Genomic DNA, 20,772 nt, shown 5'->3' on the forward strand with positions numbered 1-20,772 from the left:
GCCTTCGTCACCGCCGGGCCGAACGCCGCGCCGCGAACCCGACCAATGCCGAGCCGAGCAGCACGAGCGCCGCGAGACCGGCCACCCCGGGAACCGAGACGCTCGTCTCGACCGCGCCCTTGGCCATCGCCACCGGCTGATCGCCCGCGGGGATCGTGTGCGGCACCTCGTTCGGCGTGTTGACCACCGTGAGCGCCAGTGTGCCGCCCGGTTCCAGCGAACCACACGCGGCCGGTGGATTCTTCGGGTCGAAGGCGTTGGTGTAGCCGGGTGGTGCGTTCACCTCGACCACGCACACGTCCTGCGGGGCGAGCAGATTGTCCACCGCGGCGACGCCGGTATCGCCGCTCGTGGTGACCACGGCGGGCTGCCCGTCCGGGCCGTTCAGCGGTTTGCCGTCCTGTCCGGTGGCCGCACTCGCCCGGTCCTTGCCGGTGATCCGCAGCGTCGCGCCGCCGATGCCCTTGCCGGTCTTGGCGTCGGTCTTGGTGACCTGCACCTTGCCCGGTTTGGCGACCGCGACCACGCCGGCGGCGGTCAGCGTCTTCTCGCCACCGGTGGACACCACGTTCTGGATGCCGGTGTTCACCGGCTTCTGCACGTACGGCCGGTCGGCCGGTGCGGACAGCGATGCGGACAGCTTCGGCTGGTCACCGGTCGGCGTGAGCTGCACCGTGACGGTGCCGTCGCTGCCGGTCTTCACCGTGGTCTCGGTCTCCGCGCCCGCGGTGGACGAGCTGCCCGCGGAGGTGTCGGTGGCCTCCGACTCGTCCGAGCCGGTGTCGATGGACGCGTCGGTCGCGGTGAGCTTGACCGGGACGTCGGCGACGCCGGTGCCCTTCGCGTTCTTGACCGTGACGGTCCAGTTCGCCGGGGTGCCGAGGTGCTGTGCGTCCTTCGGCGCGGTGACCGACGAGGTCCACGGGCCGCGGTTGGCCTCCGCGTCCTCGGTCAGCTTGGTCACGTCGTCGTATGCGCCCGGCGCCTGGGACTTGAGCTTCTGCAAGTGATACGGCGCGTCGTAGCCGATCTTGTCGGCGGGCAGCGACGGGTCCAGATCCTTGTCGCTGCGCGGCGCGGCGGTCCACGAGTGCAGCAGATGCGCCAGTGCGGCAGCCTGGTCGGCGTCCTTCGTGTCGCCGTAGCGCAGCAGCAGGTACGAGATGTTGGCCGCCTGCTCGGTGGGCAGCTCGGTGCCCCACTTCGTGAGCAGCTTGTCGCCGGGCTGGTACTTCTCGCCGGTGTCCGGTGCCTTCAGCTGGAAGCTGACGCAGAAGACCTGCTTGCCGCCGACGACGTAGGACCCGAGCCAGTTGCGCTCGGGCGTGTGCGAAGCGAACGGCTGGCCGGGCGTGACCGCATGCCCGACGCCCTCCTGGCTCGCGGCCGCGGCGGGCGTGCTGCCGACTGCGGTGACGGAGAGCGCGCCCAGCACCGCCGTGGCGACCAGTCCGGTGACCGCGCGCAGCCGAGCGCGCGGGCGTGAGATCCACCCCATGGTGTGTTGACTCCATTCAACGTGCCCACGCGCGCACGCCCCTCTGGCGGCACCGCAGGTCACCCGATCGAAGAACTCCCCGACACGCGTTCGGTTACCTCCCGAACACGCGATGTGCAGATTCTCCGGTGACCGGGTCTGTTGTCTAGAGGCCATCGGGTGACCTGCGGTGAACGGTCGTGACCTGCGTCGCATACCGTGTCGTCGACGGGGGCGGCCGTCCCTTGCCGCGACGGGTAAAGTTTTCTTTACCGACGGGAACCAGCGGGCCCGAGCGGTCGTTGAACCCGATGCATGGTTCCAGAAGGTCCAGGAGGACACGTGCGTTCCAGTAGCAACCCGGCGTTCCGCAATCTGCCGCGCGGCGCGACCGCGGCCGGGCAGTACGGGCCGAACGTCGGCTTCGACCAGTCCTACGGACAGCCGCAGGGCCAGGGCGGGGTGCCCGGGTACGGCCCGGGGCAGATGGGCACGGCCTCGGCCGACCGCCCGATGACGGTCGACGACGTCGTGATCAAGACGGGTCTTTCGCTCGGCGTCGCGCTCGTCGTCGGCGTGTTCAGCGCGATCTGGGCGCAGACGCAGCTCGAGACCGACGAGTTCGGCCAGGTGATCGGGCTGAACGGCGCGCTGCTCGGGGCACTCATCGGCGGTCTGGTCGTCGGGCTCGTGGCGTCGCTGGTGATCATCTTCCGGCGCAAGCCGAGCGGACCGCTCACACTGCTGTACTCCGCCGCGGAAGGACTGTTCCTCGGTGCGCTGAGCGGGCTGTTCGAGCTGGTCCGGCCGGGCATCGGGCTGCAGGCGCTGATCGGCACCGCGGGCGTGTTCATCGCGATGCTGGTCGTCTACAAGACCGGTGCGGTGAAGGTCACGCCCAAGCTGACCAAGTGGATCGTCGGCGCGGTCGCCGGTGCCGCCATCCTGATGCTGGTCAACCTGGTCACCTCGCTGTTCTTCGGGTTCAATCCGCTGCGCGACGGCGGGCCGATCGCGATCGTGTTCAGCCTGGTGGTCATCGGCATCGCCGCGTTCAGCTTCCTGCTCGACTTCGACCAGGCGGACCGGATGATCCGTGCCGGCCTGCCGTCGAAATGGGCCTGGTACGCCGCGTTCGGCCTGATGACCACGATGGTCTGGCTGTACCTGGAGATCCTGCGACTGCTGTCCTACCTGCGGGAGTAAGTCCTCACGCAGGTTTCCCGAGAAGGCGCTCCGTGACCAACGGGGCGCCTTTTCTCCGGTCTGGGTGCGTGCGCGTGACCTGCCGGGTTCGTCGCACTCTGTGGGACGGGCTGCGCTGCCCGGCCCGGTGGTCCTACCGTGATCCGGCTTCCCGAGAACCCCCACGGACGACCAGGAGACCCGGTGGCGAAGACCGATTCCCCCGCCGGTGAGCAAAAGCTGCTCACCTTCCCCACCTCGTGTGCCGCACCGACACCTCGGCCGGAGGAGCCGGTGCGGATCGTCCCGCTGGTGGTGGCCGGCGTGCTCGCGGTGGGGCTGACCGCATACGTGTGGACGGCGTTCGGTGCCAAGTTCGGCGTGCTGCTCGTGCTCGGGCTGGCACTGGGACTGGCGCTGTTCCACTCCCGCTTCGGCTTCACCTCGGCCTGGCGCCAGCTGATCGCGGTCGGCAACGGACAGGGCCTGCGGGCGCACGCGTTGCTGCTCGGCACCGCGGCCACGTTGATCGCCCTCATCTGCGGCACCGGCGCGGGCCTGTTCGGCAGTGCCCCGGTGCCGGTGCAGAGCGTCGGGCCGATCGGGATCGCCCTGTTCGTCGGCGCGACGCTGTTCGCGATCGGCATGCAGCTCGGTGGTGCGTGCGCGTCCGGCACGCTGTTCGCGGTCGGTTCCGGGCAGTCGACGATCGTGCTCACCCTCGGCGGCTTCATCACCGGCTCGGTGCTCTACACCTGGGGTTACCCGTTGTTCACCGGCTGGCCGCAGCTGTCCGGGTTCCTGCTCGCCGACCACGTCGGCTGGTTCGGTTCGTGGGCCATCACGATCGCGGTGCTCGTCGCGATCGTGTTCGTGACGCGGGTGGTACAGCGGCGCCGGGTGCCCCCGCCGGTCGACGTCGTCCCGACCGCACGCGGTTTCGCCCGGATCTTCCGCGGTTCGTGGCCGGTGCTGGTGGGCGCGGTCGTGCTCGGCGTGCTGGCCGGTGCGGTGTACCTCGTCTCCGGCGGGATCTGGGGCGTGACGAGTGCGTTCAGCCTGTGGGGCGCGAAGATCCTGCAGGTGTTCGGCCTGCACCCGGAACAGTGGGAGTTCTGGCAGGAGAAGGCGAACGCGACGTCGCTCGGCAAGTCGATCTGGCAGGACAAGACGAGCCTCACCGACATCGGCATCATGATCGGCGCCGGGGTTGCGGCCGCCGCGGCGGGGGCGTGGAAGATCCACAGCTCGATCCCGTGGCGCACCGCGGTGGCGGCGATCCTCGGCGGCATCCTGATGGGCATCGGCGCACGGCTGGCAGGCGGCTGCAACATCGGCGCGTACCTCGGCGGGATTTCGGTGGGCAGCCTGCACGGCTGGCTGTGGGGCGCGTTCGCGCTCTTCGGCACCTGGATCGGGTTGAAGCTGCGGCCGCTGTTCCGGCTGGGCAACCCCGCGCCGACGGACAGCATCTGCTGAACCGGTATCCGAAAACGGGCCGCCCGCGAAATCCGCGAGCGGCCCGTTTTCGTTGCCGGGACTAGGAAAGCCGCTCCAGCACCATGGCCATGCCCTGGCCGCCGCCGACGCACATCGTCTCGAGGCCGAACTGCTTGTCGTGGTGGCGCAGGGAATTGATCAGCGTCGAGGAGATCCGCGCGCCGGTCATGCCGAACGGGTGGCCGACCGCGATCGCACCGCCGTTGACGTTCAGCCGGTCCAGCTCGATGCCGAGGTCGCGGTAGGACGGGATGACCTGCGCCGCGAACGCCTCGTTGATCTCGACCAGATCGATGTCCGAAATGGACAGACCGGCGCGGGACAGTGCCTGTTTGGACGCCTCCACCGGACCGTAGCCCATGATCTCCGGGGACAGGCCGGTCACACCGGTGGACACGACGCGGGCCAGCGGCGTGATGCCGAGTTCCTTCGCCTTGGTGTCGGACATGATCACCAGTGCCGCCGCGCCGTCGTTCAGCGGGCAGCAGTTGCCCGCGGTGATCCGTCCGTCGGGGCGGAACACCGGCTTCAGCCCGGAAACGCCCTCGATGGTGACACCCGCGCGCGGGCCGTCGTCCTTCGACACCACGGTGCCGTCCGGCAGTGTGACCGGGGTGATGTCCTTGGCCCAGAAGCCGTCCGCGATCGCCTTCTCCGCGAGGTTCTGCGAGCGCACCCCGAACTCGTCCATCTCCTCGCGGGTGATCCCCTTGAGCCGGGCCAGGTTCTCCGCGGTCTGGCCCATCGCGATGTAGACGTCGGGCACGGCGCCCTCGGTGCGCGGGTCGGTCCAGCTGTCCGCGCCGGACTCCGCGGTGTCCTTGGTGCGCTTCTCCGCCTCGGCGAACAGCGGGTTGTGCGTGTCCGGCCAGGAGTCCGAGCTGCCGTTGGCGAACCGCGACACGGTCTCCACGCCGGCGGAGATGAACACGTCGCCCTCGCCTGCCCTGATCGCGTGCAGCGCCATCCGGGTGGTCTGCAGGCTGGAGGAGCAGTACCGGGTGATCGTGCAGCCGGGCAGGTGGTCGTAACCCAGTTCGACGGCGACCGCGCGGCCCATGTTGAACCCGGACTCGCCGCCGGGCAGCCCGCAGCCGAGCATCAGGTCGCCGATGTCGGCCGGGTCCAGCTGCGGCACCTTGTCCAGTGCCGCGCGGACCATCTGCGCGGCGAGGTCGTCGGGGCGGATGCCGATCAGCGAGCCCTTGCCGGCACGGCCGATCGGGGAGCGGGCGGTGGAGACGATGACGGCTTCGGGCATGTCGGGACACTTCCTCGGGTCAGCGGCACTAAGCGGGTGCTCACCATAGTGCCGTGTCCCGGCCGCGGCGCAAAGCCGAACGTGACGCAGGCCCCGGTGCGGGCGTGGCAGGATCACCGGCGTGCCGTCGTCGAGTCGAGTCCTGTCGATCCGCACGATCGCGTGGTGGGCAACCGGCATCGTGCTGCTCGCCGCAGTCGCCGCGGCCCTGCTCCTGCTGCTGCTCGGCGGCGGCAGTCCGGCCGATTCGGCCCGGCTCGACGCATTGCGCACGGCGGCAAACCTGGTGGTCGGCACCGGTGGCGCGGCGGCCCTGCTGCTCGCTGCGCGCCGGCAGCGCTCGGCGGAGCTGGACCTCGAGCAGAAGGACCACGACGCCACCCAGCGCCGGATCACCGACATGTACGGCAAGGCGGCCGACCAGCTCGGCAGCGACAAGGCCCCGGTCCGGCTGGCCGGGCTGTACGCGCTCGAACGGCTCGCACAGGACCACGCGGAGCAGCGCCAGACCATCGTCAACGTGCTGTGCGCGTACCTGCGCATGCCCTACGACGACGAAACCGACACTGCGGCCGAGGAACTGCAGGTGCGCAAGGCCGCGCAGCGGATCCTGCTGCTGCACCTGCGCCCTGGCGGCGAACCGGAACCGCTGGGGTCGTTCTGGCCGGATATCGATCTCGACTTCTCCGGCGCCCGGCTGGTCGCGCTCACCCTCACGCATTGCGCGATCCGTTCGATCGTCTGCTATCAGACCGAGTTTCTCGAGTTCGCCACCTTCCGGGGCACCGAATTCCGGACGAAAGCCGATTTCAATCAGGCGATCTTCACCGAGCGCGTGGACTTCCGCGGCACCGCCTTCGGCGGGGAACGGGAGAACTTCCACGGTGCGCGGTTCGGCAAGCACGCCGAATTCGGCGTCAAATCCAATGCCCGGCTCGACGGTGCGCTGGCCAGGCCCGGGTACAAACGCACCTGGCCGCCCGGCTGGGAAGAACAACCGGGCGAGAACGGATGGGCCGGACTGGTCCGAACGAGTGTTCCCGAATAACGCCGGAACCACTAAGCTGGGTGAAACGTCAACGGGAAAAGCCCGAAACGGAGGAGGTGAACCGGCCATGGCTGCCAAGCAGTGGTGCGCATACCGCGGCACTCCCCTCGGCGTACTGCCGACGGGGGAGGCACTGCACGCCGGGACGGATCTCCGGGACGGGATGACGGTTCGGCGTTCGGCGGCCCTCAGGCCGATTCCGGTGTCGACGCGCGGCTTGGTGGCTGCCTGAGGTCGGCGCAGGGGAGGTCTGACCTCGCCGAGCGCCGCCTGCCATCACCGACGCGCACCCGGAGACCCTCCGGTGAGTGCCGTCCGCGCTCGCCGGTCCGGCCGTTTAGGCTGCCGGGGTGGAGTACGCAGAGCACATCGTGGACCTCGTGGGCAACACCCCGCTGGTCAAACTGAATTCCCTGACCCGGGGGCTCAGGCCGCTGGTACTGGCCAAGGTCGAGTACGTCAACCCGGGCGGCAGCGTGAAGGATCGCATCGCGCTGCGGATGATCGAGGCCGCGGAGGCCTCCGGCGAGTTGCGCCCCGGCGGCACGATCGTCGAGCCGACCTCGGGCAACACCGGTGTCGGGCTCGCCATGGTCGCCCAGCGCAAGGGCTACGAGTGCGTGTTCGTCTGCCCGGACAAGGTCAGCGAGGACAAGCGCAACGTGCTGCGTGCCTACGGCGCCAGGGTCGTGGTGTGCCCGACCGCGGTGGCGCCCGAGCACCCGGACTCCTACTACAACGTCTCCGACCGGCTCGTGCGTGAGATCGAGGGCGCGTGGAAGCCCAACCAGTACGCCAACCCGGAGAATCCGGCGAGCCACTACCACTCGACCGGACCGGAGATCTGGCGGCAGACCGACGGGAAGATCACGCACTTCGTGGCAGGCGTCGGGACCGGCGGCACCATCTCCGGCACCGGCCGGTTTCTCAAAGAGGCCAGCGACGACCGGGTGCAGGTGGTCGGCGCCGACCCGGAGGGCTCGGTGTACTCCGGCGGCACCGGACGGCCCTACCTGGTGGAGGGCGTCGGCGAGGACTTCTGGCCGGAGACCTACGACCGGAACGTCGCCGACGAGATCATCCCGGTCAGCGACGCGCACTCCTTCGAGACCACCCGCCGCCTCGCGGTCGAGGAAGGCCTGCTGGTCGGCGGCTCGTGCGGGATGGCCGTGGCCGCCGCGCTGAAGCTCGCCGAGCGGCTCACCGAGGACGACGTCGTGGTGGTGCTGCTGCCCGACGGCGGCCGCGGGTACCTCACCAAGGTGTTCAACGACAGCTGGATGTCCTCCTACGGCTTCCTGCCGCCGGATTCCTCCGGCGCCACCGTCGGTGACGTGCTGACCCGCAAGAGCGGTTCGCTGCCCAGCCTGGTGCACTCGCATCCGAACGAGACGGTGGCCGAGGCGGTCGCCATCCTGTCCGAGTTCGACGTGAGCCAGATGCCGGTGGTCAGCGCCGAACCGCCGGTGATGGCCGCCGAGGTGGTCGGCGCGGTCAACGAACGTGACCTGCTCGACGCGCTGTTCACCGGGAAGGCCCAGCTCGCCGACCGGCTCGAGACGCACATGTCGCCGCCGCTGCCCACGATCGGCGCCGGTGAGCAGGTGAGCGCGGCGATGACCGCACTGGAAGGTGCCGACGGCGCGCTCGTGCTGATCGACGGCAAACCGGCCGGCGTCGTCACCAGGCACGACCTGCTCGCCTTCCTCGCGGGGCGCTAGCTCCGAACTGCGGATCCCAGGCCGGGGCGTCTGCGAGCGCCCCGGCCCCCGATCCGATAGCGTGAGCGTCGTAGAACTTTTTCGCGTCCTCGTCAAGGGGGTTCAAGACCCACATGAGTGCTCCGCAGCCACCGAACCAGCCCTGGGACGGCGGCCAGCAGCCGCCGCCACAGGGCCCACCGAGTGGCCCCACACCGCAGCAGGACAGTCCCTTCGGCGCGTCGGAGCCGACTCAGGTGGTCCAACCGGGCCAGTCACCGCAGCCCGCACAGGGCGGCGGCGCGTTCGGGGAGACGCCGGAGCCGACTCAGGTCGTGCAGCCGGCGCAGCCCGGTGACGCGAACGCCACCCAGGTGGTCAACCCGGTGGGCGGCGCCGAGGGCACCGCGGAGTCGACGCAGCTGGTGCCGCCCGGTCAGCAGCCCTCGGCCATCCCCTACACCCCGCCGCCGAGCGCGGCGGACAACCCGGCCGCGGTCGGCGGCTTCGGTCAGCCGGGTCAGCCGGGCGGGTTCGGTCAGCCGGGTCAGCCCGGTCAGCCGGGACAACCAGGTCAGCAGGGCTTCGGCCAGCCGGGTGGCTTCGACCAGCAGCAGGGCTTCGGCGCGCCGGGACAGCCGGGTGGCTTCGGCCAGCCGGGGCAGCCCGGTCAGCCCGGTCAGCCCGCCGGATACGGCCAGCCTGCCGGGTTCGGCGCACCGCCGGCGGCAGCAGGCGGGGGCAACTCGCTGTTCGGCTACATCGCCGGCGGCCTGGTCGCGGTGCTGGGCCTGATCTCGCTGATCTACAGCTTCGTGTACATCAGCAAGGTCGGCGACATCACGAAGTACTACGACTCGGCGCCCAACGAGCAGGAACTCGACAAGTTCCTCAGCGAGTCCGGCCTTTCCGGCGGGGGCACGCTGTGGTTCTACGTGATCCTCGTGCTGGTCGGCGCGGTGGTCGCGCTGGTCGGCGGTGCCGGACTGGCGCTGGCCGGACGGCTCGCCGGGATCCGCAAGTTCGTGCCGATCGTCGTGGCGGTCGGCGGCGTGCTGCTCACGCTGTTCTCGATCCTGCTGATGAACGGCACCACGATCAGCGGAAAGCTCGCCGATCAGCTGAAGCAGTCCGGAGCCAGCGAAAGCAGCTTCAGCAGTGACCTCGGCACGCTCACGATGATCCTGGGCATCATCATCATCATCGTCGGCGTGCTCGGCCTGATCCCGGCGACGGCGCAGTTCGTCGGCCTCGGCGGCGGTTCGTCCTCGAACGGCCCGCAGCAGCCGGGCGGGTTCGGCCAGGGCTTCGGCGGCCAGCCGGGCGGGTTCGGTCAGCCGGGTCAGCCTGGTCAGCCGGGCGGGTTCGGTCAGCCGGGTCAGCCCGGTCAGCCGGGTGGCTTCGGCCAGCCCGGTCAGCCGCCGCAGCCGGGACAGCAGCCTGGTCAGCCGGGCGGTTACGGCCAGCCGGGCAGTGGCGGCTTCGGTCAGCCCGGTGGGGCGAACCCGGTCAGTGGCCCGACGCCGCAGCCGGGGTACGGGCAGCAGCCGGGATACGGCCAGCCGCAGCAGCCGGGCAGTGGTGGTTTCGAGCAGCCGGGTGGCTACGGTCAGCCGCCGCAGCAGCCGGGGTACGGCCAGCAGCCTCCTGGCTACCCGCAGCAAGGGCAGTACCCGCCGCAGGGTGGTCAGCAGCCCCCGCCCGGGTACGGGCAGCAGCCCGGACAGCAGGGGTACGGGCAGACACCGCAGTGGTGATCCGCTGAAGCTCGCGAAGGGCGCCTCCGGCCGAGTGCCGGGGGCGCCCTTCGACCGTCTGCGGGGCGTTTCCCGGCGGAAGAATTCGACACTGCGGTTTTTCTGATCTTGAACTGTTCCGGCGGGTGGTGGAATTGCCCGCGGTTTTTCCGGGCTATTGCCGATACGCGTCCACGGTGGGCATTTTCCGGGCTAGGGTGGGCCGTTCGTTACGCCTTCCAGCCGAGGGAGAGCACGGTGCACGGCCAGTACGGACCTGCGGCGCGGCAGCTGCCACGCGACCCGTACCCCGGTGCCGAGCCGTCTCGCCGTCCCGGCGGAGCCACCGCGATCGCGGCCGGTCTGCTCGGCCTCGTGGCCGCGGTTGCGGCCGGTTATCTGCCGGTCACGCAATTCATCGACATCCCGTCCGGATTCAGCCTCGGCGACCTGCCCCGGTGGACGCTGGTGGATCTCGGCGGTTTCCTGTGCGCCGCGCTGGTGTTGCTGATCGGTTCCCTCGCGGTGTTCTTCCGTGCGGTGACCGGTGCGGTGCTGCTGATCCTCGGCGCGGTGCTGGCGATCGCGGCGATCCTGCTGGAACCCACGCTCGACGGTGGCTCCTACGCCGGGTACTTCCGTGCGGTGTCCCGGTTGGACGGGCCGGCCGCAATCGACCGGGCGGTGCTGGTGGTGACCGTCCCGCTCGTGCTGCTGCTCACCGCGCTGCCGCCGACCTTCCGCCATCTGCGGTTCCGGACGCGCTGACCCGGCCGGACTGCCCGCTCCGCTTCCCGGACCCGGTGGTTTTTGCCCCGAACCGGCCGTCGGCCTGGCACGATACGAGGACCCAACCCGCGTCGGCGGGTCCGCAGAACCCGAGGGATTCCCGTGACTTACCCCCAGAACCCGCAGGGCCAGTACCCCGGGCAGAACCCGTACCCCGGCCAGCCGGCGTCCGGGCAGCAGCCGTATCCGGGGAGCCAGCCCACGCCTTCGCAGCCCTACCCCGGCGGCCAGCCGGGCCCGGCGCAGCCGTACTCGGGTGGCCAGCCGGCGCAGCCTTATCCCGGCGGTCAGGTGCCGGGGCAGTACCCGCAGCAACCGTATGGCCAGCAGCAGCCGTACCCGGCCTACCCCGGCGGGCCAGGCATGATGCAGTCGCGACCGAGCGGCGTGACCGCGATCATCTCCGGGATCCTGGCCATCATCGGCGGGCTCGTGGCCGTCTTCGGGGTGATCGGCGGGATTGTTCTGCTCGGGCATTCCGGCGGGCTCGGGTACGGGCTGGTGGCGCTCATCGTCAACCTCGCCGAAGCAGGCCTGCTGCTGTACGGGGCGATTGCGATGTTCCTGCACAAGTCGGCAGGCCGGATGTGCGTGATCATCGGGTGCGGGCTTGCCATCGTTTACGCCGTGGTCTCGTTCGTGTTCGTCTCGGTGGGCGTGAGCGCACTCGGCGGGAGTACCGGCCGGGTGATCGGAGCCGGAATCGCCGGTTCGCTGCTGGCCCTGATCCCGCCGATCGCGACGCTGGTGCTGGCACTGGTGAAGCCGACCGCCGAATGGGTCTCCCACGGCGGTCAGCAGCCGGCTCCCGGCGGTTACCCGCAGCAACCGGGCTGGTGACCGAGGGACTGCCGGTGGCGGCGGCGCCGGCAGTCTTCCCACCGGAAAAGTGCGTCCCACCTGACGGGATTGTCGGAGGTGGCCCGTACTCTGTGGACCATGGCCGATGACTACACCGACTTGGGCTTCGAGACGCGCGCGATCCACGCCGGGCAGCAGCCCGACCCGCGCACCGGCGCTGTCATCGTGCCGATTTACCAGACCTCCACCTACGCCCAGGACGGCGTGGGCGGCACCCGCGAGGGTGATTACGAATACTCACGCACCGCGAACCCCACACGCACCGCGCTGGAGGAGGCGCTCGCGTCGTTGGAGGGCGCCCGGCACGGGCTCACGTTCGCGTCCGGTATGGCGGCGTCCGACGCGGTACTGCGTACGGTGCTGCGCCCCGGTGACCACCTGGTGCTCGGCAACGACGCGTACGGCGGCACGTTCCGCCTGATCGACAAGGTGCTGAGCCTGTGGGGCGTCGAGCACACCGTCGCCGACCTCGGCCGGATCGACGATGTGCGGGCCGCGATGCGCCCGGAGACCAAGCTGATCTGGTGCGAATCGCCGACCAACCCGTTGCTGGGCATCGCCGACCTCGCCGCGCTGGCAGGCGTGGCGCACGAGGCAGGGGCGCGGCTGGTCGTCGACAACACCTTCGCCACGCCGTACCTGCAGACCCCGCTGGCCCTCGGCGCGGACATCGTCGTGCACTCGACCACGAAGTACCTCGGCGGCCACTCCGACGTAGTGGGCGGCGCGGTGCTGACCGACGAGGACGAACTGCGCGAGCAGCTGTTCTACCTGCGCAACGCGGCCGGCGCGGTGCCCGGCCCGTTCGACGCGTGGCTGACCCTGCGCGGCCTGAAGACGCTGGCCCTGCGGATGGACCGGCACAGCGACAACGCGGACCTGGTCGCCCGCGCACTGGCCCGGCACCCGAAGGTCACCCAGGTCTACTACCCCGGCCTGCCGGAACACCCCGGCCACGAGATCGCGGCCAAGCAGATGCGCCGCTTCGGCGGCATGGTCTCCTTCCGCGTGGCCGGCGGCGAGGCGGCCGCACTGGCCGTCGCGTCCCGCACAAAGCTCTTCATCCTGGCCGAATCCCTTGGCGGCATCGAGTCCCTGATCGAACACCCGGGCCGGATGACACACGCCTCCACCGCAGGCTCGACCCTCCAGGTCCCAGCCGACCTGATCCGCCTCTCCGTAGGCATCGAAGACGGCAGAGACCTCCTCGCCGACCTGACCCAAGCCCTGGGCTAACCCCTCCCGACGGCCGACTGGCTCCGGCTGGCCGGGTTGGCTTTTCCTGCCGCGTCGTCGAGGTCGGGGTTCCCGCCGGCCGGGTCGGCTCTTGCCTGCCGGGTTGTCGAGGTCGGGGTCCCTGTTGGCCGGGGTCGGCTGTTGTCTGCGGGGTTGGGTCGGTTGGTGGGTGTGGTTCCTGTTGGCCGGGATCGGCTGTTGTCTGCGGGGTTGGGTCGGGTTGGCGGGCGTGGTTCCTGCTGGCCGGGTCGACTCCTGCCTGCTGGGTTGGTAGGGCCGGTCCCGCGGGCCGGCTCGCTCCGCCCGCTGGCCAGGCTCCTGCTGGTTGGGCCGGCCCGCGTTGGTGCGGGTTCCCTGCGAGCCGGGCCGACTCCCGGCCGCGGTGCCGGCTCCTGTCCGGTGCCACGCTCCGCGCACAGGAGGTTCGCTCGCGCCGGTTGGGCTGCTCTCCGTCAGCGAGGCTGGTTCTGGTTCGTTGGGCCGCTGCTTGTCGGTTGGGCCGCTCTTGTCCGGTGGGTTTCGCTCGCGTCGGTTGGGCTGGTTTCTGTCGGCGAGGCTGGTTCTGGTTCGTTGGGCTGTGTTCGTCGGTTGGGACGGTTTCTGCTCGGTGCGTTCGCTCGGGCCGGCTGGTCTCTTGTCGGCGAGGCTGATCCTGGCTTGCTGGGTTCCTGCTCGTCGGTTGGGCTGGCTCTCGCCCGCCGGGCGGAGCGCTGGCCGACGGTCCCCGGCCGCTGCGCTTGCGCCCCGCCCTTCCCCGGCTGGCTGAGCGGCGGCCCGGGACAAAGCCACCGGCGCCAGGCGAACCTCCGGCAACGAGCACGAGCATCCCAACCACCCGCGCTGCCCCATCGCCGCCTCCGGACCCGCTACCGCCACGGCGAGCATGGGGTGATGGCTTGGTCAGCTCGCCAGGTGGTCATGCAATGGCCCGCCCGTTCGGGCAGGTGCGAGTGTCAGCAGCCCGCTCGTTGCAGCCCGCTTGGGTGTCAAAGTCCCGGTTGGTTCGCGGGACGCGGTTCCGAGCACCCCATTCGGTTCGGCGGTGCGGGGTGCGAGCGGCCCGTTCGGTTTGGCGGTGCGGGGTGCAAATGGCCCGTTCGGTTCGGTAGATGGGTGCGAGGGTCCCGTTTGGGTCGGTAGGTGGGTATGAGGGGTCCGGTTGGTTCGGTGGGTGGGTGCGAGGGGTCCGTTTGGGTCGAGGGCGTGGGTGCGAGTGGCCCGGACGTGTCGGTTCGGGCGGGATCGGTTCGTTGTGAGCGGGACGGTGGGCTCGGGTAGCGGCTCTCTCGGGCCGGTGTGGCAGTCGGGAGGCGGAGGAGGGGAGGCCCCGGAACGTTCCCTGCCAGGACGCGTGCTGCGGCGGTGATTCCGGATCGAGTTGCCGTGGTGATTCCGTACCGGAGTTGCCGCGGTGGTCTCGGACCGGAGTTGCCGCGGTGATTCCGGACCAAGTTGCCGCGGTGATTCCGTACCGGAGCTGTGGCGGGGGTTCTGCACATTCCGCGTGCAGGAGGGACCGGGGCTGCGGCGTCAAAGCCGTCGGGAGGTGTTCGGTGGCGGGCATGTCCGGTGGTTCGTAGTGGAGTCGCCGTGTCGGAGAGCCGGGAGAGGGTTGCTTTCCCGGACCGTTCGCGGGAGCGGGTAGGGGGTTCGTGCCGGAGCCGGGGACGGAGTGCCGGGGTCGGGGTTGGCGGACGCTGGCGGGTGAGGTCGGAGTGCCGGGGTCGGGGTTGGCGGACGCTGGCGGGTGAGGTCGGAGTGCCGGGGTCGGGGTTGGCGGACGCTGGCGGGTGAGGTCGGAGTGCCGGGGTCGGGGTCGGTGGGTGCTGGATGTGAGGTCGTAGTGCCGGAGTCGGGGTCGGTGGGTGCCGGAAGGTGAGGTCGGAGTGCCGGACGCGAGGTCGGGCGCCAGGAGGTGGCGAGGGGCCGGAGTGCGGGAGGTGAAGGAGTGCGAAAGGTGAAAGCGTGGAGGCTCCGTTACCCGGCATAAAGGGGCTGGCGCGTCCGGGAGGCAAGCGTTTGCGTCCTCGCCCGCCAAAAAGCTTCGAGGGGGCGCAGTCGGCGAGGCGCAAAAAGGCCGGAGAAGAAATCACCCGGACGCGGGGGAGAGCGGAAGGAGCCCCGGCAGGGGTCAGGGGCGGTAGCTGCTCGGCTGGGCGCCGGGCTTGGCTGCCGAGTGGTGGCCGGCTTCCCGGTCCGCCGGGGCGGCGGGGAGCTGGTTGCCGTCCACGCAGCCGCCGACCAGTTCGGTGTGGCTGTCGTGGCGGATGTACTGCGGGTGGCCTCCGCAGCCTGCCGCGTCGACCGTGACGAAGGCGGCTCCGGTCAGTGCGATCGCGGACACGATGCCGGCGACGAGGGGCAGCAGGCCGGTGGAACGGGTCGCTCGCATGGCTCGAGCGGTGGTCGCGTCCTGCCCGCGTGCCATGGTCGCACTCCCTGATCACGTGTGGTTGCTGTGATAAGCGTACCGGTCGCCCGGCGGCCGCGGCCCGGCCGTCCGTCGGTGGCATCATCGCGGCTTATGGAACTGGTCAGCCTCGAGCGCATCCAGCAGGCCCGGAAGCTGCTGTCCGACGTCACCAGGGTGACGCCGATGGAACACGCCCGGGATCTGCGCAGTCTGCACGGCGGGCCGGTGTACCTCAAGTGCGAGAACCTCCAGCGCACCGGCTCGTTCAAGATCCGCGGTGCCTACACCCGCATCCACGGGCTCTCCGCCGCCGAACGTGCCCGCGGCGTCGTGGCCGCCAGTGCCGGGAACCACGCACAGGGGGTGGCGCTGGCCTCGTCGTTGCTGGGCATCTCCTCGACGGTCTACATGCCAGTGCGCGCGCCGCTGCCGAAGCTCGCCGCGACCCGCGGCTACGGCGCCGATGTGCACCTGCACGGTGCGGTCCTGGAGGAGACGCTGGCCGAGGCGGTCGCATTCTCCGAACGCACCGGCGCCGTCTTCATCCACCCGTTCGACCACACCGACGTGATCGCCGGACAGGGCACCGTCGGCCTGGAAATCCTGGAGCAGGTGCCCGGCGTGCGGACGGTGCTCGTCGCGACCGGCGGCGGCGGGCTCGTCGGCGGGGTCGCCTCGGCGGTGAAGGCGCTGCGTCCGCACGTGCGGGTGGTCGGCGTGCAGGCCGAGGACGCCGCCGCGTTCCCGCCGTCGCTGGCGGCAGGCGGCCCGGTCCGGCTTCCGCAGCCGCACACCATGGCCGACGGGATCGCCGTCGGCGAGCCGGGCCCGGTCAGCTACGCCCACGTGTCCGCACTGGTCGACGAGGTCGTGACGGTCAGCGAGGAATCGCTGTCCCGTGCGGTGCTGGCTTGCCTGGAACGGCGGAAACTGGTGGTCGAACCGGCCGGCGCGGCGACCGTGGCCGCACTGCTGCAGCACCCCGGTGCGTTCGAACCGCCGGTGGTGGCGATCCTGTCCGGCGGCAACGTCGATCCCGTGCTGCTGCAGCAGATCATCCAGCACGGCATGACCGCGGGCGGGCGTTATCTCAAGCTGCACCTGCGGGTGCCGGACCGCCCCGGCTCGCTGGTGTCCGTGCTGTCCTCGGTGAAGGACCTGGGCGCCAACGTCCTCGACGTCGAGCACTCCCGCATCTCCGGCAGCCTCGCGCTCGGCGAGGTCGATGTCGCACTCGCCTTGGAAACCCGGGGCCCGGAACACTGCGCGGAAGTCGAGGCGGCGCTGGCCGACGCCGGGTTCACCATCGTCAGCTGAACGTCGATTGTGGACGGTCGCGCGCCACCACCCGCGAGGCAAACTGTGCAATGATCGCAGATATTGCCAGACAATCTGCTCAGCGATACCGGGGAAAGGTCGTCGCGGACGATCTGTGCAGGGAGGTGACCGGTGCTGGACGCCCTTGACGCGCGGTTGTTGCTGCTGCTCACCGACTCACCCCGGCTGGGTGTGCTGGAATGCGCCCGTCGGCTCGGCGTGGCCCGCGGCACCGTGCAGGCGCGGCTGGACCGGCTCGCCGAACGCGGAGTGCTCGGTGGGTTCCCGCCGGAACTGGACCTCGCCGCGATGGGGTACGGGCTCACCGCGTTCGCAGTGGTGGAGATCGCCCAAGGGAAACGCACCGGTGTCGCACAAGCGCTCGCGGCGATCGACGAGGTGTGCGAAGTGCACGCCACCACCGGCGAGGGCGACCTGTTCGTCCGGCTGGTCGCGCGCGACAACGACGATCTCCAACGCGTCATCGACGAAGTGGTCGGAGTGCCCGACGTGCTCCGTACGTCGACTTCGATCGCCCTGTCCACACCCGTGCCACCACGGGTCCGCCCCCTGCTGGAGCGCGCCGCGCGCGAGAGGTGATCGCCTACGCCGTCTCCTGTGTGTAAGCGAGGTACCGCTTCGCTGAGCGCTGGACGACTTCGTGGCCGCTGGTGCGCACGATGGCTTCCCACCATGCGCCGTAGATCGCTTCGAACTCGTATGGCTCGAGCAGTTCCGCGGCTCGACGCACCACGCTCGGCCGTTCCGGGATCAGGTTCGGGTAGCTGTACATGAAGCCCACGTGCGTGCGGTCCGGGATCACCTGCACGACGTCGCCGGACAGCAGCGCGCCGCGGCCGTTCTCGCCGGCAGGCCAGTGCAGCACGGTGCCGCCTGCGAAGTGCACGCCGAGGTTGATCAGGCGCAGGTCGTCGGCGACGTCGAGGGTGGCGCCGGACCACAGCCGGATCGCCGGGTCCGGGCGGCCGATCCACTGCCGGTCCGCCTCGTGCAGGTAGATCGGCACGTCGAAGGCGTGTGCCCACTCGACCATGGTCGTGTAGTAGTGCGGATGGCTGATCGCGATGCCGGTGAGCCCGCCGAGTTCGGTGATCCTGCGGACCAGCTCGTCGTCGAGGTAGGCGGCGCAGTCCCAGAGGAAGTTGCCGCCTCCGGCACGCACCAGCAGCGCGCGCTGGCCGATCGCGAACTTCGGTTCCGAACCGATACCGAGCACACCCGGCCCCTGCTCGTCGATCCGCGCGCGAAGGTCACCACTCGCCCGCAGCGTCGCGAGGTCGGTCCACTGCTGGCCGCCCGGTGGTACGTACTGCCGCTCGTCCTCGCAGACCGGGCAGTCGGCCCGCGGCGCGGAATACTGCATACCGCACGTGAGACAGACGGGTTCGGCGCTCATCGTGTCCTCCCAGTCGTCGTCCGGGAAACACGGTAGACCGCAGAACGCGCGCCCGGCCACGGGAAACCGGGCCGGGCGCGCGTTCGACGGGCGGATCGGGTCGTGCTGCAGGGCCGAGCGGGCCGGGATCCGCGGTAGCCCCCGGGCGGATCAGCACCTCCGGCAGGACCGAGCAGGTCAGGAGTCGCTGTAGGGCACCGCCTTGACCAGGGTGACCTTCATGGTCTTGCCGTTGGGCAGCTCGTACTCGCGCGACTCGCCTTCCTTGGCGCCGAGCAGGGCCTTGCCCAGCGGCGACTCCGGGGAGTACACGTCGAGCGCGCCCTGTGCGCCTTCCTCTCGGGTGGCGAGCAGGAACTTCTCCTCGTCGTCGTCCCCGTCGTACTTGACCGTGAGCACCTTGCCCGGACCGGCCGTGCCGTCGTCCTCGGGTGCCTCGCCGACCTTCGCGTTGCGCAGCAGTTCCTGCAGGTGCCGGATGCGGGCTTCGGCCTGGCCCTGCTCCTCGCGGGCCGCGTGGTAGCCGCCGTTTTCCTTGAGGTCGCCCTCTTCCCGGCTGTCGTTGATGCGTGCGGCGATGACCGGACGATCCTCGATCATTTCGTCGAGCTCGTGCTTGAGCCGGTCGTAGGCATCCTGGGTCAGCCAGGTCACCTTGGTGTCGCTCACGGTCACCATCTCCTCGTAGGGCCTGCCAGGCTTGGGTGTACAAGCCGGCGTCCGCGTGCACAGTCCATGCCCACGCGGGCTGAGATAAAGGAAAAACACGGCCCGCCCCGGGCCGTGCTGATGTACCAGCGTATCACGGCAGGGGTGACCGACGCCGGTCCATTCCCACGCTGCGCGGACGTTCGCCGCGCATTTCACCCCGTTGGCCGCTAGGGGGTTGACATGTAACGTGGTATGGAATAGGAGCAGCCGTACACGTCGGCGGTCACCGGAAGGCCGATGCTCTTCACCACTGTGCTCACCCGGCTGTGCCCGGCCCCGGCGGGGACCAGAACCTCCTTGCGGCCGCTTTCCGCGCCCGCCCGATCGCGCACCCGCACGACGCACACGCCAGGGCGGTCCACGTCGTCGCGCGTGACGTTGATCGTGATCTGCATCGCGTTGCCCGGCCGGGGCTCGAAGGCCACCCGCTCGGCGCTGATCGAGGACTGTCCCAGGTTGACGTAGGCGATCCAGGCGATGGCGCAGCTCACCACCACCGCGATGGCCGCGAAGAGCCACCGCCGCCAGCGCCGGGGCGTGCGGACCCGCCGCGCGGTGCCGTACCGGTCCGCGAGCGGCGCCGGATCGGCGTCACTCTCGGTGGTCACGGTCTCACCGCTGTGCAAAGTCCGGGCCTCCGGTCGGGCTCGTCGTACCCCTGGGGACAATGGGCGGTGCCGAACTGCGGCAGACCGTCCGCAGTCGAGTATCCGTGACCCGTACCGGCGGCGTGGAGCCGGGGCCCGGCAATGGCGGGAAGGCCGGGTACGGCGGAATAACGGGACACGAAGGGGCCGTTCGGACGATGGTGGGAGCCGACGAGCTGACGACAGAAGACCGCAAGACCGGGCTGCGACTCATGGCGGTGCACGCGCACCCCGACGACGAGTCGAGCAAGGGTGCCGCGACGATGGCCAAGTACGTGGCCGATGGCCACGAGGTCATGGTCGTGACCTGCACCGGCGGTGAGGCCGGCAGCATTTTGAACCCGGCGATGGACCGTCCGGACGTGCTGGCGAACATGGCCGAGGTCCGCCGCGAGGAGATGGCCCGCGCGGCGAAGATCCTCGGGGTCAGCCATCGCTGGCTGGGGTTCGTGGACTCCGGGCTGCCCGAGGGTGACCCGCCGCCGCCGGTGCCGGCGGGCTCGTTCGCGGTGGTGCCGCTGGAAGAGTCCACCGAGGCACTGGTGCGCGTGATCCGCGAGTTCCGGCCGCATGTGATGACCACCTACGACGAGAACGGCGGATACCCGCATCCGGACCACATCCGCACCCACGAGGTGTCGATGGCCGCCTTCGACGCGGCGGGCGATCCGGACCGGTTCCCGGACGCGGGTGAGCCGTGGCAGCCGCTCAAGCTCTACTACGGGCACGGGTTCTCCAAGGCCCGCATGGTCGCGTTCGACACCGCGCTCAAGGCGGCCGGGCTGCCCTCGCCGTACGAGGAGTGGCTCAAGTCCTGGGACCCGGACCGCCCGGACATCATGGAGCGGGTGACGACCCGGATCGAGTGCGCGGAATACTTCGAGGTGCGCGACGAGGCGCTGAAGGCGCACGCCACGCAGATCGACCCGACCAGCCGCTGGTTCGTGGTTCCGCTGGAGATCCAGCGCGAGGTGTGGCCGACCGAGGAGTACGAGCTGAACCGCTGCCTGGTGGACAGCACGCTGCCGGAGGATGATCTGTTCACCGGTATCAAGGAGAAGGTGAGTCCATGAGTTTCGGTGTGCCGGCCGCGGCGGTCGTCCCGCTCACGGCGTCGGCCCTGGTACTGGCCCAGCAACCGGACAGCGGGGACAACGGCGGCCAGGGCGAGGACTTCGGCAAGTCCTCCCCGGTCGGGCTGCTCGTGCTGATCCTGTTCCTGATCGCGGTCGCGTTCCTGATCCGCTCGATGAGCAAGCACCTGAAGAAGGTGCCTGCCAGTTTCGAGACCGAGGACGACGCGGCGGCCGGCCCTGGGGACGGCGGGCCAGCGCAGCCTGCCGACGAGGCCGGGGCCGGGCAGGACCAGGCCGGCGCACCGAAGGACCCACCGACGGAAGACGCGGCAGGCGCACCACGCAAGGACGCGGCGGCGGGCAAGAAGTCCGACTGATCCCGTCCGGGGATGTTCGCC

At 70.3% G+C, this 20,772-nt stretch carries 18 protein-coding genes; 12 read left to right on the forward strand and 6 right to left on the reverse strand.

Annotated elements, in window-relative coordinates:
* Positions 1-7: 7 nt before the first annotated feature.
* Complete coding sequence (locus tag ABD793_RS31575; protein WP_344866657.1) at positions 8-1,498, reverse strand: SpaA isopeptide-forming pilin-related protein; 1,491 nt, start codon at positions 1,496-1,498, stop codon at positions 8-10.
* 321 nt (positions 1,499-1,819) lie between these two features.
* On the opposite strand from ABD793_RS31575, the gene ABD793_RS31580 reads away from it, so the two are divergent.
* Both ABD793_RS31580 and ABD793_RS31585 read left to right on the forward strand, forming a co-directional pair.
* A complete protein-coding gene (locus ABD793_RS31580) occupies positions 1,820-2,683 on the forward strand; it encodes a Bax inhibitor-1/YccA family protein (protein ID WP_344866659.1) in 864 nt (287 codons plus the stop codon).
* A gap of 183 nt (positions 2,684-2,866) precedes the next feature.
* Positions 2,867-4,141 (forward strand): YeeE/YedE family protein, encoded by a 1,275-nt coding sequence (locus ABD793_RS31585; protein ID WP_344866661.1) that lies wholly within the window; start codon positions 2,867-2,869, stop codon positions 4,139-4,141.
* Positions 4,142-4,202: 61 nt separating this feature from the next.
* Here ABD793_RS31585 and ABD793_RS31590 read toward each other — a convergent pair whose 3' ends face one another.
* The gene (locus tag ABD793_RS31590) at positions 4,203-5,423 is read right to left on the reverse strand and encodes an acetyl-CoA C-acetyltransferase (RefSeq protein ID WP_344866663.1); all 1,221 of its coding nucleotides are present in this window, start codon (positions 5,421-5,423) and stop codon (positions 4,203-4,205) included.
* A gap of 121 nt (positions 5,424-5,544) precedes the next feature.
* Between ABD793_RS31590 and ABD793_RS31595 the strand changes: the two genes are divergently transcribed.
* The 6 genes from ABD793_RS31595 (at position 5,545) to ABD793_RS31620 (ending at position 12,793) form a co-directional block, all read left to right on the forward strand.
* Positions 5,545-6,471, forward strand: coding sequence for a pentapeptide repeat-containing protein (locus ABD793_RS31595; RefSeq protein ID WP_344866665.1), 927 nt, complete (start codon positions 5,545-5,547; stop codon positions 6,469-6,471).
* Positions 6,472-6,821: 350 nt separating this feature from the next.
* Positions 6,822-8,192, forward strand: coding sequence for a cystathionine beta-synthase (locus ABD793_RS31600; protein WP_344866667.1), 1,371 nt, complete (start codon positions 6,822-6,824; stop codon positions 8,190-8,192).
* Between the two features lie 236 nt (positions 8,193-8,428).
* On the forward strand, positions 8,429-9,928 hold the full coding sequence (locus ABD793_RS31605) for a hypothetical protein (protein ID WP_425548800.1): 1,500 nt from the start codon (positions 8,429-8,431) through the stop codon (positions 9,926-9,928).
* A gap of 237 nt (positions 9,929-10,165) precedes the next feature.
* Positions 10,166-10,675 (forward strand): hypothetical protein, encoded by a 510-nt coding sequence (locus ABD793_RS31610; RefSeq protein ID WP_344866671.1) that lies wholly within the window; start codon positions 10,166-10,168, stop codon positions 10,673-10,675.
* Positions 10,676-10,798: 123 nt separating this feature from the next.
* Entirely contained in the window at positions 10,799-11,536 is a 738-nt protein-coding gene (locus ABD793_RS31615; RefSeq protein ID WP_344866673.1) for a hypothetical protein, read from the forward strand.
* 99 nt (positions 11,537-11,635) lie between these two features.
* The gene (locus tag ABD793_RS31620; RefSeq protein WP_344866675.1) at positions 11,636-12,793 is read left to right on the forward strand and encodes a cystathionine gamma-synthase; all 1,158 of its coding nucleotides are present in this window, start codon (positions 11,636-11,638) and stop codon (positions 12,791-12,793) included.
* Between the two features lie 2,131 nt (positions 12,794-14,924).
* Here ABD793_RS31620 and ABD793_RS31625 read toward each other — a convergent pair.
* A complete protein-coding gene (locus ABD793_RS31625; protein WP_344866677.1) occupies positions 14,925-15,221 on the reverse strand; it encodes a hypothetical protein in 297 nt (98 codons plus the stop codon).
* Positions 15,222-15,317: 96 nt separating this feature from the next.
* Here ABD793_RS31625 and ilvA point away from each other — a divergent pair, with 96 nt between their 5' ends.
* Together ilvA and ABD793_RS31635 are read left to right on the forward strand one after the other, a co-directional pair.
* Positions 15,318-16,523, forward strand: a complete 1,206-nt coding sequence (gene ilvA / locus ABD793_RS31630) for a threonine ammonia-lyase (protein WP_344866679.1) — start codon at positions 15,318-15,320, stop codon at positions 16,521-16,523.
* Between the two features lie 132 nt (positions 16,524-16,655).
* Entirely contained in the window at positions 16,656-17,123 is a 468-nt protein-coding gene (locus ABD793_RS31635; protein WP_344866681.1) for an Lrp/AsnC family transcriptional regulator, read from the forward strand.
* Positions 17,124-17,127: 4 nt separating this feature from the next.
* Here ABD793_RS31635 and ABD793_RS31640 read toward each other — a convergent pair whose 3' ends face one another.
* From ABD793_RS31640 to ABD793_RS31650, 3 genes are all read right to left on the reverse strand, one after another.
* The gene (locus ABD793_RS31640) at positions 17,128-17,940 is read right to left on the reverse strand and encodes an MBL fold metallo-hydrolase (protein ID WP_344866683.1); all 813 of its coding nucleotides are present in this window, start codon (positions 17,938-17,940) and stop codon (positions 17,128-17,130) included.
* Between the two features lie 177 nt (positions 17,941-18,117).
* Complete coding sequence (gene greA / locus ABD793_RS31645; RefSeq protein WP_344866685.1) at positions 18,118-18,618, reverse strand: transcription elongation factor GreA; 501 nt, start codon at positions 18,616-18,618, stop codon at positions 18,118-18,120.
* A gap of 200 nt (positions 18,619-18,818) precedes the next feature.
* Positions 18,819-19,259 carry a DUF4307 domain-containing protein gene (locus tag ABD793_RS31650; RefSeq protein ID WP_344866687.1) on the reverse strand — a complete coding sequence of 147 codons (441 nt, stop codon included), beginning with the start codon at positions 19,257-19,259 and terminating at the stop codon, positions 18,819-18,821.
* 197 nt (positions 19,260-19,456) lie between these two features.
* Between ABD793_RS31650 and mca the strand changes: the two genes are divergently transcribed.
* Positions 19,457-20,371 carry a mycothiol conjugate amidase Mca gene (gene mca, locus ABD793_RS31655; protein WP_344866689.1) on the forward strand — a complete coding sequence of 305 codons (915 nt, stop codon included), beginning with the start codon at positions 19,457-19,459 and terminating at the stop codon, positions 20,369-20,371.
* Positions 20,368-20,751, forward strand: coding sequence for a hypothetical protein (locus tag ABD793_RS31660; RefSeq protein WP_344866691.1), 384 nt, complete (start codon positions 20,368-20,370; stop codon positions 20,749-20,751). Before mca ends, ABD793_RS31660 begins: the two co-directional genes overlap by 4 nt.
* Positions 20,752-20,772: the final 21 nt, after the last annotated feature.

This window comes from Amycolatopsis ultiminotia (assembly GCF_039536925.1).
Lineage (GTDB): Bacteria > Actinomycetota > Actinomycetes > Mycobacteriales > Pseudonocardiaceae > Amycolatopsis > Amycolatopsis ultiminotia.

Coding starts and splice junctions, on each gene's coding strand:
- ABD793_RS31575 (WP_344866657.1), bottom strand. CDS start 1,498: ATGGGGTGGATCTCACGCCCGCGCGCTCGGCTGCGCGCGGTCACCGGA.
- ABD793_RS31590 (WP_344866663.1), bottom strand. CDS start 5,423: ATGCCCGAAGCCGTCATCGTCTCCACCGCCCGCTCCCCGATCGGCCGT.
- ABD793_RS31620 (WP_344866675.1), top strand. CDS start 11,636: ATGGCCGATGACTACACCGACTTGGGCTTCGAGACGCGCGCGATCCAC.
- ABD793_RS31625 (WP_344866677.1), bottom strand. CDS start 15,221: ATGGCACGCGGGCAGGACGCGACCACCGCTCGAGCCATGCGAGCGACC.
- ilvA (WP_344866679.1), top strand. CDS start 15,318: ATGGAACTGGTCAGCCTCGAGCGCATCCAGCAGGCCCGGAAGCTGCTG.
- ABD793_RS31640 (WP_344866683.1), bottom strand. CDS start 17,940: ATGAGCGCCGAACCCGTCTGTCTCACGTGCGGTATGCAGTATTCCGCG.
- greA (WP_344866685.1), bottom strand. CDS start 18,618: ATGGTGACCGTGAGCGACACCAAGGTGACCTGGCTGACCCAGGATGCC.
- mca (WP_344866689.1), top strand. CDS start 19,457: ATGGTGGGAGCCGACGAGCTGACGACAGAAGACCGCAAGACCGGGCTG.
- ABD793_RS31660 (WP_344866691.1), top strand. CDS start 20,368: ATGAGTTTCGGTGTGCCGGCCGCGGCGGTCGTCCCGCTCACGGCGTCG.